9 protein-coding genes and 1 pseudogene are annotated in these 13,365 nt (G+C 39.5%); 3 read left to right on the top strand and 7 right to left on the bottom strand.

Annotated elements, in window-relative coordinates:
* Positions 1-237: 237 nt before the first annotated feature.
* Positions 238-1,194, bottom strand: a complete 957-nt coding sequence (gene hutG, locus ACIQYG_RS19380; RefSeq protein WP_402841148.1) for a formimidoylglutamase — start codon at positions 1,192-1,194, stop codon at positions 238-240.
* Between the two features lie 244 nt (positions 1,195-1,438).
* Between hutG and ACIQYG_RS19375 the strand changes: the two genes are divergently transcribed.
* Positions 1,439-1,678 carry a GyrI-like domain-containing protein gene (locus ACIQYG_RS19375; RefSeq protein ID WP_402841145.1) on the top strand — a complete coding sequence of 80 codons (240 nt, stop codon included), beginning with the start codon at positions 1,439-1,441 and terminating at the stop codon, positions 1,676-1,678.
* 659 nt (positions 1,679-2,337) lie between these two features.
* Here ACIQYG_RS19375 and ppsA read toward each other — a convergent pair.
* Complete coding sequence (ppsA, locus tag ACIQYG_RS19370; RefSeq protein WP_402841142.1) at positions 2,338-4,953, bottom strand: phosphoenolpyruvate synthase; 2,616 nt, start codon at positions 4,951-4,953, stop codon at positions 2,338-2,340.
* 608 nt (positions 4,954-5,561) lie between these two features.
* A complete protein-coding gene (locus tag ACIQYG_RS19365) occupies positions 5,562-5,966 on the bottom strand; it encodes a VOC family protein (protein ID WP_402841139.1) in 405 nt (134 codons plus the stop codon).
* Positions 5,967-6,436: 470 nt separating this feature from the next.
* Between ACIQYG_RS19365 and ACIQYG_RS19360 the strand changes: the two are divergent.
* Both ACIQYG_RS19360 and ACIQYG_RS19355 read left to right on the top strand, forming a co-directional pair.
* Positions 6,437-6,520 (top strand): annotated as a pseudogene (locus ACIQYG_RS19360) (ArsR/SmtB family transcription factor); the annotation flags it as partial.
* An 82-nt stretch (positions 6,521-6,602) separates the two neighbouring features.
* Positions 6,603-7,100, top strand: coding sequence for an SRPBCC family protein (locus ACIQYG_RS19355; RefSeq protein ID WP_402841138.1), 498 nt, complete (start codon positions 6,603-6,605; stop codon positions 7,098-7,100).
* 97 nt (positions 7,101-7,197) lie between these two features.
* On the opposite strand, the gene ggt is transcribed toward ACIQYG_RS19355, so the two are convergent.
* The 4 genes from ggt to ACIQYG_RS19335 all read right to left on the bottom strand — a co-directional run bounded on the left by ggt (position 7,198) and on the right by ACIQYG_RS19335 (position 13,049).
* Positions 7,198-9,273: a gamma-glutamyltransferase gene (gene ggt / locus ACIQYG_RS19350; RefSeq protein ID WP_402841135.1), complete on the bottom strand. Its 2,076-nt coding sequence runs from the start codon at positions 9,271-9,273 to the stop codon at positions 7,198-7,200.
* 220 nt (positions 9,274-9,493) lie between these two features.
* The gene (locus ACIQYG_RS19345) at positions 9,494-11,488 is read right to left on the bottom strand and encodes a TRAP transporter permease (RefSeq protein WP_402841132.1); all 1,995 of its coding nucleotides are present in this window, start codon (positions 11,486-11,488) and stop codon (positions 9,494-9,496) included.
* A complete protein-coding gene (locus ACIQYG_RS19340; RefSeq protein ID WP_402841130.1) occupies positions 11,481-11,987 on the bottom strand; it encodes a DUF1850 domain-containing protein in 507 nt (168 codons plus the stop codon). Before ACIQYG_RS19340 ends, ACIQYG_RS19345 begins: the two co-directional genes overlap by 8 nt.
* Positions 11,988-12,074: 87 nt before the next feature.
* Positions 12,075-13,049, bottom strand: a complete 975-nt coding sequence (locus tag ACIQYG_RS19335; protein WP_402841127.1) for a TAXI family TRAP transporter solute-binding subunit — start codon at positions 13,047-13,049, stop codon at positions 12,075-12,077.
* Between the last annotated feature and the right edge of the window lie 316 nt (positions 13,050-13,365).

Raw genomic sequence — 13,365 nt, 5'->3', positions numbered from 1 at the left:
CGTCACCGTAGACACCCTTGCATTAAGCTAACCACTACTACTGCCTTCATGGTTCGGGACTTTCACCCTATAGATTGCACCCATGCCGGGCGCACAAAAAGACTGTCCATGAATGATTCATGGACAGTCTTGGCGCTGTCAAAGGTGTTTCGCTTTGAGGAAAGCCCCAACAGTCGGTACGAAAAGGAACTCCCTTTCTGGAAGGACCGAATTGGAGTTGCCCCTATTCCATGTCCATTATTTAAAATGCAGCAAAACCTCATTTATTAAATGCCCTGCCAATGTAACGGTCTTATTATTTTCGTCCAACGAAGGGTTCACTTCCGAGATATCAAAGGAAAGGATCTTTTCATTCGATACGATATGCCTAATAATGGCACGGACCAATTTCGGATCCAGTCCAAACGGCGATGGTGCACTTACCCCAGGTGCGTAGGCTGAATCAATAACATCCGTACATAATGTAAGGATGATATAGTCATTTTCCTTAGCGAATTCATTTATCCTCCGCTTCGTTTCATCCATTTCGTTCAATGACAAATCTTCTTCCAATATGTAGTCGACATTACTGCTCTCGGCAGTTTGAAACAGCGCCTTCGTATTCCCCTGCTTCTGAATTCCGACACATAAATAGCCACAACTTTGATCTTCGTCCAAAATCTGCTTAAACATCGTTCCTGATGAAGTTTCTTTTTCATAAGGCCTCATATCAAAGTGAGCGTCAATATTAATAATCCCTAATCTAGCTTTTGGTCCAATGGATTGCCTAATCCCAAGATAATGGCCATACAGGGTTTCGTGCCCTCCCCCAAGTATGATGGGAATCGCTTTACTCTCCAATATCCGGGCAACAGCTGATCCCAGTTGAGATTGGGCGGCCTCCATCTCTGTACTTTCACATATTACATCGCCAGCATCAACCAGCTCGGTTTGGGAAGGTAAATGACAGGGTAATTTTGCCAACGACTGCCTAATATGATCAGGACCCTCGGCAGCACCAATCCTGCCTTTATTCCTTTTGACGCCTTCATCACATTTAAAGCCAATCAGTCCAAAAGTTCTGGATGCATTGGAAGAGATGGCTAATTCCGAAATCGGTGCCAAGCGCACTCTTTGGTGGTATCTGAAGCTGTCCAGGTCAGTTTGGGAATCAATTCTTCCATTCCAATATTTTAAAGTCGGATGAGTATACATAATTTCTCCTTTATTTAAAAAATTCCGAAATATCTTTCTTAAAAATTATAATGGAGATAATGTATAATTACCAATACAAAAATTTAATATTTCTATAGAATATATAGCTAAAAAAAGCAAATGTACCTCCTTATGCATGGACAAATATTTCTGCGGGGAATATCGTCGCCGTTTGGCATTGGTTGCTCAAGAATCGTTCAGTACAAGTAACAAGACCCAGGTAAATCTGAAAGGAGTAGAACCAATGAAATATGAAATTATTGAAAGAGAGGCTTTTCAAGTGGTTGGGATTAAAGAAAAACTCTCATGCGCTACTAAGGAAACGGATGCATTTATTCCAAAGCTCTGGAGTAAAGCCAATAATGATGGAACCATTGATTCATTAGCTCAATTAATTAATGGACAAAATCAAGGTTTATTGGGTATCACAGATAATTATCAAGAAGCGGAAAACGTCATGGGTTATTGGATTGCAACAGAATAAAATGGTTATGTACCTGATGGATTTTCCAGCTTAGAAATACCAGAGGCTATCGTGAGTAAGTGGAAACATAATTTTTCGGAATGGTTCCCATCAAATCGATGCGAACATGCTGAAAATAGCATCACTTGAAGTATATCAAGGAGCTTATCCGAATCCATCTTGTGAAATATGGGTTCCAATAAAATAAAATGATTAAAAGCGCTTTAGGGACCGATTTACGATAGGAGTCTATTACATTTACTAATTGAATAAATTTCACATGTTTCAGTTATCAAGCTACCTAAAATAAAAACGTATTCTTATTCCAAGAGGGGCGCCCTTATATTCAACACTGTGCTCTACTTTAAGGCGTTTTAGTGGCCTATAAGAAAAACAAGCCGTTATAAAATTCTAAATCTATCCAAGACGAATACGTAGTTTACATGTCTTCAATGTAAAACCCTCATTAAATCAAGATTTTTCACTTCTAAGAATAGATAATTGCGAATTTACAGCGATAATAAAACCCAAATATAAAAAGCCCAATTTCCCGGTGTTGTAAGCGAGAAATTGGGCTTTGGTTATTGTATAAAAGCGGCCCTTTAATAAAGGCTCGATTTCATGATTTCAATGATTCTCCTAATTCGAATGCTCTTCTTTTATGATTGAAATGTAATGAATTATAGTATTTCTATATACCCTTCTGTTCCATTCACCCTGATCTTTTGTCCATCCTTGATCATTTTCGTAGCATTTTCCACACCGACAACGGCAGGTAAGCCATATTCACGTGCGATGACTGCCCCATGGGTCATCAGTCCGCCAACTTCGGTGACAAGTCCTTTTATGGATACAAACAATGGTGTCCAGCTAGGATCGGTAAAGGTTGTAACCAGTATATCTCCATCTTCTAGATCTGCATCTTCCATGTTTAAGATGACGCGTGCTCTGCCCTCTATAACTCCGGAAGAAACCGGTTGACCTACAATAGCTTCGGCTGGGAGATTTTCTCGTTTGTACTCACCTATAATGATTTCACCATCAGACGTGATAACACGTGGTGGAGTAAGTTTTTCATATAATTTGTACTCGTCTTTTCGTTTGCTGATGATCTGGTAATCTAGTTTATTAGTGCGTACGACTTCGTGAAGTTCTTCAAAAGTGAGATAGTATATATCTTCTTTTTCACGAATAACGTTGGCTTGTACGAGTTGTTCAGCTTCTTTCAGTAAAGCCTGCTTATAAACGAAGTAGCGATTAACCATGCCGTATTTTGGATATTCCCGATAACCGATGAAGTTCCGGATCAGGCCGATCATTCGTTTTGTTTCTTTGGCTTTTTGTTCACCATCCGGTAATTGCTTCAATCGACCTAATAACTCTTGTTCTTTTTTCAAAGCTTCCTGTCGCCCTTGCTCAAATTTCCGGTTGCTAGCATTAGGCTCAAAGTTTTTGATATTACTAAGAATCACGGGGACAAGTGTAGTTGGTTTTTCGCTCCAACGAGTTTTAGTAATATCGATTTCTCCGGTACATCGCATTCCGTATTTGCTGAGATAATCGAAGATAGCGTCTTGGGTTTCCTGTCCGCCATCAAACTTAACCAGTTTATCCAAAAAGTTATCATCTTTAACATGCTGTAAATAATCAATTACTTCTGGATAAGGACGAATCACATCTGCGACATCCAATAGAGCGAGACCCATTTCTGAAGTAATATTGTTTGGTACAGATTGAGAAAGCGTGTCGGCTGCGTTTTTTTCACCTAACCACTTATTCATTTTTTCATTGATCCATGATGAAGCATCTATAGCAGCCATAAACACAGCTGAACTTTGTGGGTCAAATAAAATCTTCTTTAATATCTGGATATCTTCCAGAATAAAATCAAATAAATCGGATCCTAATTTCGTTTGGATGTTTTGTTTTAACTCTTCTATCGATGTTTGACTACCCTTAATCAAATCAGAAACGATTGTCGGGTCGATTTCAATTTGTGCTTTAAAACCCGAAGGCGATATACCTTTATTGCTTTTACTGGTACTCGGTACTTTATTATCATCTGGTGACGATTTTATAAAATCTTCTCGCTCCATTATGGTCATGAGTGCGTCTTTCATAAGCGGATCGTGTTGTCCCATGGCATCTAATAACATTTTTCTGCTGTCAGGTGAAGCCAGCATATGTGTGACATCCACAAATAACCTTCCGCCAGCTTTACGCATGGGTGCAGGAGTCGTTAACAGCCAAAAAGACAATCCCAGTGGTTTCATGGAATCGGTCATCATTTGTTGATGACCGACAGATACATAAACGTGATTCTCTTGATCATTCGCTTCAGGGATGGGGTATAAAGTAGTGATTGGACGACTCTGGACAATATAAAATGTATCATCAACCAAACACCATTCGATATCTTGCGGACAGCCAAAATATGCTTCAAGCTTTCTGCCGATCCTTTCAAGCTCCAACACTTGCTCATCTGACAGGGTCGATAAAATCTGCTGACCCGGCTCAATTTCCTTTTCCACCGTTCCGCCTTCTTTTCGTGCATATATAGCCAACTTTTTGGTAGAAATCTGCTTCTCCACAATCTTACCTTCCCGCACTTTATAATTGTCCGCAGACACTAAGCCAGAGACAAGTGCTTCACCCAGTCCAAAGCTAGCATCGATCGACAGCACCTTGCGGTTTGAAGTAACTGGATCAGCTGTAAATAGTATTCCGGAAGCTTGTGGAAACATCATCCTTTGAATAACAACAGACAGATAAACCTTACGATGGTCAAATCCGTTTTGCATTCGATAAATCACAGCACGATCAGTAAATAGTGAAGCCCAGCACTTACTAATATGTTGTAAAATCCCCACTTTTCCTTTGATATTTAGATAGGTATCCTGTTGACCTGCAAAGGATGCAAATGGAAGATCTTCGGCTGTAGCGCTAGATCGAACAGCATATGCATGCTCGAAGCCAAAAGTTAAGAGACATCGGTCGATATCTTCTTCGATCCCCTTGTCGATCTCGATTCCCTCAATCAGCTCACGAATCTTCCTGCTAATTTCACTAATTCTTTTTCGGTCGTCCACTTTTTGTACTGCTAGTTGATCCAGTAATTGATGAAGCTCATCATTTTCCCCTATGACTCTTTTAAATGCCTCAGTGGTAACACAAAACCCTTCTGGTACTAGAATTCCATCAATCCTCGAGCATTCACCCAAATTCATCCCTTTGCCACCGACCACCATTTGTTTCGTTTTATCGATCTCCCGAAACTCCAGTACATATGGTTTCATTTCTTTCCTCCCCATTCATCGCTCAATTCCAAGACGAATCATATGACAAAAATTATTCATGTAATCAAATAATCATGCTGTCCACTAGTTCTTCCTCCTCGCCAAGTTCCATGTTCATATCAAACACTCCTTTAAAAAAATAAAAATAGGGATTGACTGAAAAGGATTTTATGATGTATAATTAAAATAGGGTATAATATACACCAAAATACAAAATCGGTGTATCTATATAAATTTATCATATTTTCTCATTTTTTTCAAGGTATTTCCACGACCACAATTGTAGTAAATTCAAAGGCAGAAAAACCCCATTTTACAAGAAAACTCACTCACATAAATGATATCCAATCATTTATTGCAGCCTCAGGAAAATACGGATGTACTGCCTTAAGAAATTCCAATATTAAAAAGCCCGATTTCTTAGTATTAATATTAAGAAATCGGGCTTTTTTTGGTTACTCCATTAAAGCATCCGAGTACTAATGAGGATTTTAAAAATTTTCACCTTCCCGATAATTGATTATCCCCCTACTTATATATTCTCCAATTTCTGTCCCTAACGAATTTACAAAGAAAGATGTCTTCTGAACTTAGATTCAAGAATAGTTTTAATTGACAGTAAACATCCATGAAACACCAAATTTATCCTTCAATGAACCGTGAAGTTTCGCAAAAAATGTTTCATGAAGATCCATATTTATAGATCCATCTTCTTTTAATATGTTCCATGCCTTTCTAGCTTTTTCCTCCGAGTTAAGCTCCACACTTACAACCATTTTGTCACTATCATTCAATTCCCTGTTTGAATCAGAACCCATTATAATCCCATCTTCTGTTAATCTTATTTGTGAGTAAAGAACAAGGTCTTTATCACTCTCTTCAACAGGAAAGTCTGGATTTGATGGGATCTCACTATATTTTTGCATAGCAATAAGTTCCCCACCAAATGCCTCAATATAAAGTTTGAAAGCCTCTTCACATTCTCTGTTAAACATTAAATATGGTTTAATCATTTTCATTCTCCTTTGAATCAAGATTGGATTCCTTAGTAATAACCGCTACCGAGATTGTCTTCGTTACAAGTGTACACGAACCTTAGTTCTTTTTTCGAATAAAAACTGCTGAATCATTCTTTTTTATAAAAAACCTAAACCTGTATCATTATGTACAAAAATATCATTGTTTTATTCTCAACGTACAGCTTGGTAAAATAGTTTCCTAATTTGAAAATGATGTTATCTACAAAACTTATACTATTCTTCCACAATCGGGTGCTATCCTGGAACAAGGGTTAGCGCTCATTTTCATTTAAGGGGAAGTATATTATTGGTACCTCCTCGTTTAGTACAACAAAACCTACCTCCCCTTGCTATATGAAGTTAATTCGGGATAAATATTTTATCCAATATTACTTGACTGGAATATTCCTGTTTGTTTATATTTCTCCCAAAGGAATATAATTCTAATAAATCGTGGTGTAAAGATGAATACTACATTATTAAGTGCTCTTGCAGAGCCAAATCGATTAAGGATTGTTGAAATCCTAAGAGACGGACCTCTCACCGTGAATGGTAAGAAAAACTCGACAGCTTGGAACTTTATCTGAAGGAGCTACAAACATAATAAAAAACAATGGGAGGAGGAACAAAATGTTTCCAAAAACCGAAATTACCCGTAGTTTCAATACTCCTCGCGAGCTTTTATTTAAGGCATTTACCGAATCAGAACACTTGCAGAACTGGTGGGGACCTAAAGGGTGGACTTTTGATATTTCTAAGTTTGAGCCTCGCCATGATGGTGTCTTCCATTACAGCCAGACATCTCCTGACGGAAATGTAATGTGGGTCAAATTTGTTTATCATGAAGTAAATGCTCCGGAGAAACTCGTTTACACCTCTTTCTTTTCTGATGAAAAGGGTAACATCGTACGTGCTCCTTTTAATGACAACTGGCCATTGGAAACTCTCAATACTTTTACATTCACCGAGCATGAAGGTAAAACATTACTTTCGATGATCGGGACACCTGTATCCCCAACTGAGGAGGAAATGAAAACTTACGAGGAGTCGCAAGAAATGGTTCAGGAGGGCTTTTCAGGAACCTTCGTTCAACTGGCTGACTACCTATCTAATATTTCATATAACTAAAAAACAACCCCAGACCTCTCTTTCCAAAGAGAATTCTGGGGTTTTCAAATTTAGTATCATTTAGGATTCAATTTCCCGAGCAGACTTAGAAAAGCAATCAATTCGTGACACTGCCATCTTCGTCCGGATCTTCAATATCCGCCGGATCTTTTTCCAATAGTGCCTCTTTGTCTTTTTCGTTCCATTTTGTTTTATACCCTAATGATTTCGCTACTCCTAACACAGGTAGATACGATTTTTTATCTGGTTTAAATGTTTCTAAATCCCCTGTTTGGATTACACCCAAACCTAGTAGCAATTTATCTGATTGGATATAGGGTTTTTCATCTATCAGTTTCATTTGATCAGCTGTATAAGGATAAACGGCTCCATTCACTTTTAAGGTAAACGGTCCCTTTTTTTCTTCTTTTATTTCTTTTGGCTTTTTCGATTTATGGGAAACATCATACACACCTTGAACAGTTCCTTCTCTCGTATTATCGGCTCCTCCATACATTTTTCCCTTTTCATAATCATAAATAACAGCTTGCACATTTCCGATATGTTGCGGTTTTTCTTCATAAACATGGCCTTTAGCCATTAACTCCAGCCTTGTATTTTGTTCAATTCCCGGTTCCCATCTAACTGTCGGATATCCAGCAGAATAAATACGTGGCGCATATATGGCATCTTGAATTAGCATTTTATGATCAAGAACATTCATTATCGTTTCAGATACCGATGCAATTATTGTCGCTCCACCTGGTGAACCAATGGCCATGAAGGGGTTTCCATCTTTTAATACGAAGGTCGGGGACATACTGCTTCTTGGTCTTTTTCCTGGTTCCACCTGGTTAACTCCACCCGGTGTGGCATCAAAATCCGTCATTTCATTATTTAGCATGAATCCATAATCTGGTACCATGATACCTGATCCGAATACTTGCTCGATTGTAGTCGTATAAGCAACCATATTTCCCCACTTATCCATTACAGAAAAGTGCGTCGTCTGTCCGATTGGGGTTTTCTCTTCTTTTACTTTCTTCATTGCAGTGGGTTCTTTGCCCTCATACTTCCATGGATCGCCTGCTTTTACATCAGCTGTTGATCTATTTGGATTAATGAGTTTTCTTCTTTCTTTTATATAATCTTCATCTAATAGTCCTTCTGTTGGTACATCATAAAAATCTTCATCCGCCATATAGGCAGCACGATCGGCAAAAGCAAGATGCATGGCTTCGGTTAGATGATGAAGATACTCAGGCGAGTTGGCCCCCATCTTTTGCACATCGTATCCTTCCATAAGCTCCAGGATTTGTAGAACAGTCAAACTGCCTGAGCTTGGTGAAGCTGCCCCTACCACTTCAAATCCCCTATATTCCGATTTAATTGGCTCTCTTTCTTTCACTTCATAGTTTTCCAAATCCTCAGTTGTCATCGTTCCTTCACGTTTTTGAACTTCTTTGGTAAGTGCTTCCCCGATTTCACCTTTATAAAAAACGTTAGAACCTTGATTTTTTATTAACTTAAGAGTCTTTGCCAGATCTGGCTGAACGAGGGTGTCTCCCTCTTCCAAAGGCTTTCCGTCTGGTACAAAAACTTTTGCAGCCGCTTGGTTATTTTTAAGCTTTGTTACATTTTCATCGATATATTGTGCTGTTGCCCAATTGACTTTTACCCCTTCTTCAGCTTGTTTAATGGCCGGGCCTATGACTTGTGATAATTTCAATGTTCCATATTTCTCAAGAGAAGTCTCCACCCCCATCAGAGTCCCAGGAACTGCCACCGCTTTCCCGGATGTGTGCCGCTTACTAAAAGGTATGGGTTTTCCCTTTCCATCTAAAAAAAGTTCAGGCGTAACATTTTGCGGTGCCATTTCGCGATTTTCGATCATCGTTATTTTATTTTCCTTTTTATTATAAATCATGATAAAACCACCGCCGCCGATTCCAGACATCATTGGTTCAACTACATTTAACGATAATTGAATGGCAGCTGCTGCATCGACTGCATTTCCACCTTGTTTTAGTATCTCTATACCCGCTTCAGCTGCTAACGGATGAGAAACTGATACGATTCCATTTGTAAAACCCTTTCCCATTGACCCATCCACGCCAGGGACACTTGCAAAAGCTGGTGTGATCATACAAAAGAAACTGAAAGTAACTAAAATAAAACTTTTTAAAAATTTCATGAATTAGTCTCCTTTCAAATATAAAACAAATTAGGGTTTTATCATAAGGCAAGTGGATATACGAGCAGGTGTCTCTAGTAGGATTATGCTGGTTGTCTTTATAAAACAGCAACTGCACATTCCCTTTGGGCGTTGCGTTCTCAATGATGTTTCACTTCAAAAAATCACCCCCCCCGAATGGTTCAGCTCTACCCTTTACTTCCGGATCGATATTCGCAGGTCAATTTTTCTCAATGCTTTGGCCATTTTCCAAGATTTTGGAGCTGCCGTGATTGTCACTCTTCCAAAGATATTGTAAAGCCAGTAACACGATAAAAGCGGATATCCCAATGATGTCCGATACCGTTTCAGGATAGATTAATAGTAAACCTACGATTATGGCGAGGACTCTTTCTAACCAGTGCATCCCCCTCATCCAGTAACCTATGACACCCGCACCAATTGCAATCATGCCGGACATTGCTGTAAGAACAACCCATGCAACCTCCATCCAAGTCGTATCGATCATTAGCATTTGCGGGGAGAGAACAAAAATATATGGAATGATGAATGCTGCGATGGCAAGTTTCGATGACTCAATCCCCGTTTTTATCGGCTCGCCTCCCGCTACCCCTGCCGCAGCAAATGCCGCTAATGCAACTGGAGGAGTTATATCTGCTATAATGCCAAAGTAGAAAACGAATAAATGTGCAGATAAATCAGGAACACCTAGCAAAATTATCGCAGGCGCTGCAATCGTCGATGTGATTACATAATTGGCGGTCGTAGGTGAACCCATTCCTAATATAAGTGCCGCTACCATAGTTAGCATCAGCGTTGGAATCAAATATCCACCAGATAAATCGATCAAACCATTAGCCAGCTTAAGCCCTAGCCCAGTTTTCGTGACGATACCGACAATAATGCCTGCTGCTGCGGTTGCAGCGGCAACTGCAAGAGCTGTTCGGGCTCCATCCACCAATGCATAAATGATATCGATGAATTTCATGCGGACATCCTTGTTTATGAAACCTACAAGAACCGAGATGGCGATGGAATACAGTGCTGCATGTGTTACCGTGATATTCGCCATGAGCAATAAAATAATGGCAAGGATCGGTATTAGTAAATAAAATTTGCCGAACACTTCCTTTTTACTTGGCATCTCTTCTTGCGTTAACCCACGCAGCCCAAGTCGTTTCGCTTCAAAATGGGTCATGATCCAAATTCCTGAAAAATAAAGGATAGCTGGAATCGCAGCCGCCTTTGCTATATCCCAATACGTTATTCCATTCCCAATGAACTCAACCATTAAGAATGCCGCTGCCCCCATTACCGGAGGCATCAATTGACCGCCTGTCGAAGCAGCCGCCTCCACTGCCCCCGCAAATTCCTTCTTATATCCAAGATTTTTCATCATCGGTATCGTAAATGCTCCTGATGTGACAACATTAGCCACAGAGCTCCCGCTAATCGTTCCTTGAAGAGCACTTGAAAAAATCGCAACCTTTGCAGGTCCCCCTATCCTTCTGCCGGCAATGGCGGTAGAGAGATCATTAAAGTATTGACCGACGCCGGTTCGGACTAGAAAAGATCCAAACAGTAAAAATAGGAAGATGAATGTCGATGACACCGCTAACGGAGTGCCTAAAATTCCCTCTGTCGAGAAGAACATTGTTTGCACCAGACGCTCCAGAGTCAAACCTCGATGAGCAAGGAATCCTGGCATATACTGTCCAAAAATCCCATAGAAAATGAATAATAAAGCAATGACCATGATAGGGAGACCAACTGCACGCCTGGTTGCTTCCAAAACCAGCAGAATGGCCATTAAACCGACTGCAAAATCCAATACGCCCAAACGTCCTACATTCATGACGATATCTTCGAAAAATAAGGGCCAATATGCACCTACCCCGATACTAAGGATCGCTAATATGATATCGTACCAGGCAATTTGAAATTTTCCTTTTTGACGCTTCTTTCGGTTCGAAGGAAATAGTAAAAAGACCAAGGAGAGTGCAAAACCTAAGTGTATCGTCCGTTGGATTTGTGCTGTAAAAACGCCAAAAATAGCTGTATATAATTGGAATAACGAAAAAGCTAAAAGTCCAAAAAATGCAATGTGGCCCAAGACACCAGTTAATTTTCTAGTTCCGGCTTCTGGATCATATTTTTCCAATAACTCCTGTTGTTCTGCTTCGGTTAAATATTTCACTTTTTCATTATCAGCCACTAATCTTCACTCCCTTCAACTGTTCCCATAATGAAATTCTTTCCGATGAAATCCTGACCCATGTTCCAGGTTTAATAAAGCCTGCCAATGTGTATGTTTTTTCATCATATATTAAACGATGGTTAGCTTTAACTTGTCCTACCCGTAAATCTATATAGGTGAAATTGCGCTGCATATTTTTTATGAAGTAGGTACCGTCTTTTTCTTCAAATACTTCCTCACCCTCTGCATTGGAAGGCATACCGACTGCAAAATCATCATAGGCAAGTTCGGTTTGTTCGATTTGCTTATCCGATAACCGATAGGATTCCAAAACATCTGTGAGGTGGATGGAGTGTGTATACTTAATCTTGAATTCTTTTTCTTTTTTCAAAGGAAAGTATGCGACTAATTCCCCTTGGTCCTCGAAGGAAAAGGCTATTACATGCTTATAAGGAAAAAAGAATAAAAAAGCGATGAGCAAAGGTATACCAAAAGCCATGAATCTCTTGAATTTCATAGGTACCCCTTCTTTCAAAACCAGTATCCCATTCAGAAAAAAACGAAGCCGATAGGCCACATAAAGCGAGCTACCGACCCAATTGCATTACTTGGAAACACCTTTTTCTTTAAAGTATTTTGCTGCTCCAGGATGAACTTCCATATCCCCCAATCCTTCAAGTGCAGTTTCTGCTGTAAGGAACTTGCCTTTTGCATGTGTGATTTGATCTGTGTTGTCATAAACAGCTTTAGTCATTTCATAAACTAAATCTTCATCAAGATCCTTGGTAACCACTAACATCGCTTTAACGGCAACTGTTTTCACCTCGGATTTGATTTTGTACGTACCACTTGGAATTGTATCTTCAGCATAGTATGGATACTTTTTAACCAATGCCTGGATTTTGTCCTCTGCAATAGGCAGGACCATGATATCATTTTGGACGGACAGCGCCTCGACTGCACCAGTTGGCGTTCCGGCAGTAATGAAAGCTGCGTCAATATTTCCTGCTTGAATTCCTTCGGCCGACTCATCGAAAGACAAATTTTGTCCTTTAATATCTTTTTCAGACAAACCATGAATCTCCAGGATTTGCATGGCATTGATGTAAGCACCAGAACCCGGTGCGCCTACTGATACCTTTTTACCCTTTAAATCCTCGATTGATTTAATTCCGCTTTTTGCAGTCGTTACAATTTGAACAGTTTCAGGATATAAAGAGCTGATCGCCATTATATTGTCAATGGGTTTCCCGTCGAACATTTCTGTTCCTTCAAGTGCATACGCGGCGATATCCGTTTGCGAAAAAGCGATTTCAGCTTCTCCAGCCCTTAAAGTTTCCATATTTTCGGCAGAGGCGCCAGATGTCTGAGGTGTTATGTTCGCTTTTGTTTTATCGGAAATGATTTTTCCGATTTGTCCCCCAAGCGGATAGTATGTACCTCCGGTTCCACCAGTCAACAGACTCAAGTTTTGGTTACCGCTGCCTGAGACACCTTCATTACTGTCTTTACAAGCCGTGATAATACCGGTGACCGTCAAAATCATGACCAATAAAAAGTACTTATGAAATTTTTTCATAAAACTCCCCCCTCATGTGTATTCATCATCCGCAAAAGATGATAATGTTATTATTCTACCGACCGCCTCACTTTCCCTTTTTTTACAAAATTAGACACACCGTCCATAAGCACTAGTAATACATTAATAAGTTTTATAGAAATTAAATCACCAAGCTTAAATGTGTACAAACACCTATTAAAAACAAGGGAAATCCGTTATCCAATAGTAATATTCTACCGTTTATTACCTATTTTTCCTTTCTTTAAGGATAATATTGACTCTTCCATTTTAGAAATATATTATTGTTATAAACTTATAAGTAGATGTTATAAAA

The sequence above is a fragment of the Peribacillus sp. NPDC096622 genome (assembly GCF_044762665.1).
Taxonomy (GTDB): domain Bacteria; phylum Bacillota; class Bacilli; order Bacillales; family DSM-1321; genus Peribacillus; species Peribacillus frigoritolerans_B.
The sequence above is the reverse complement of the archived record's forward strand: the minus strand, read 5'-3'. Positions and strand labels throughout refer to the sequence as shown.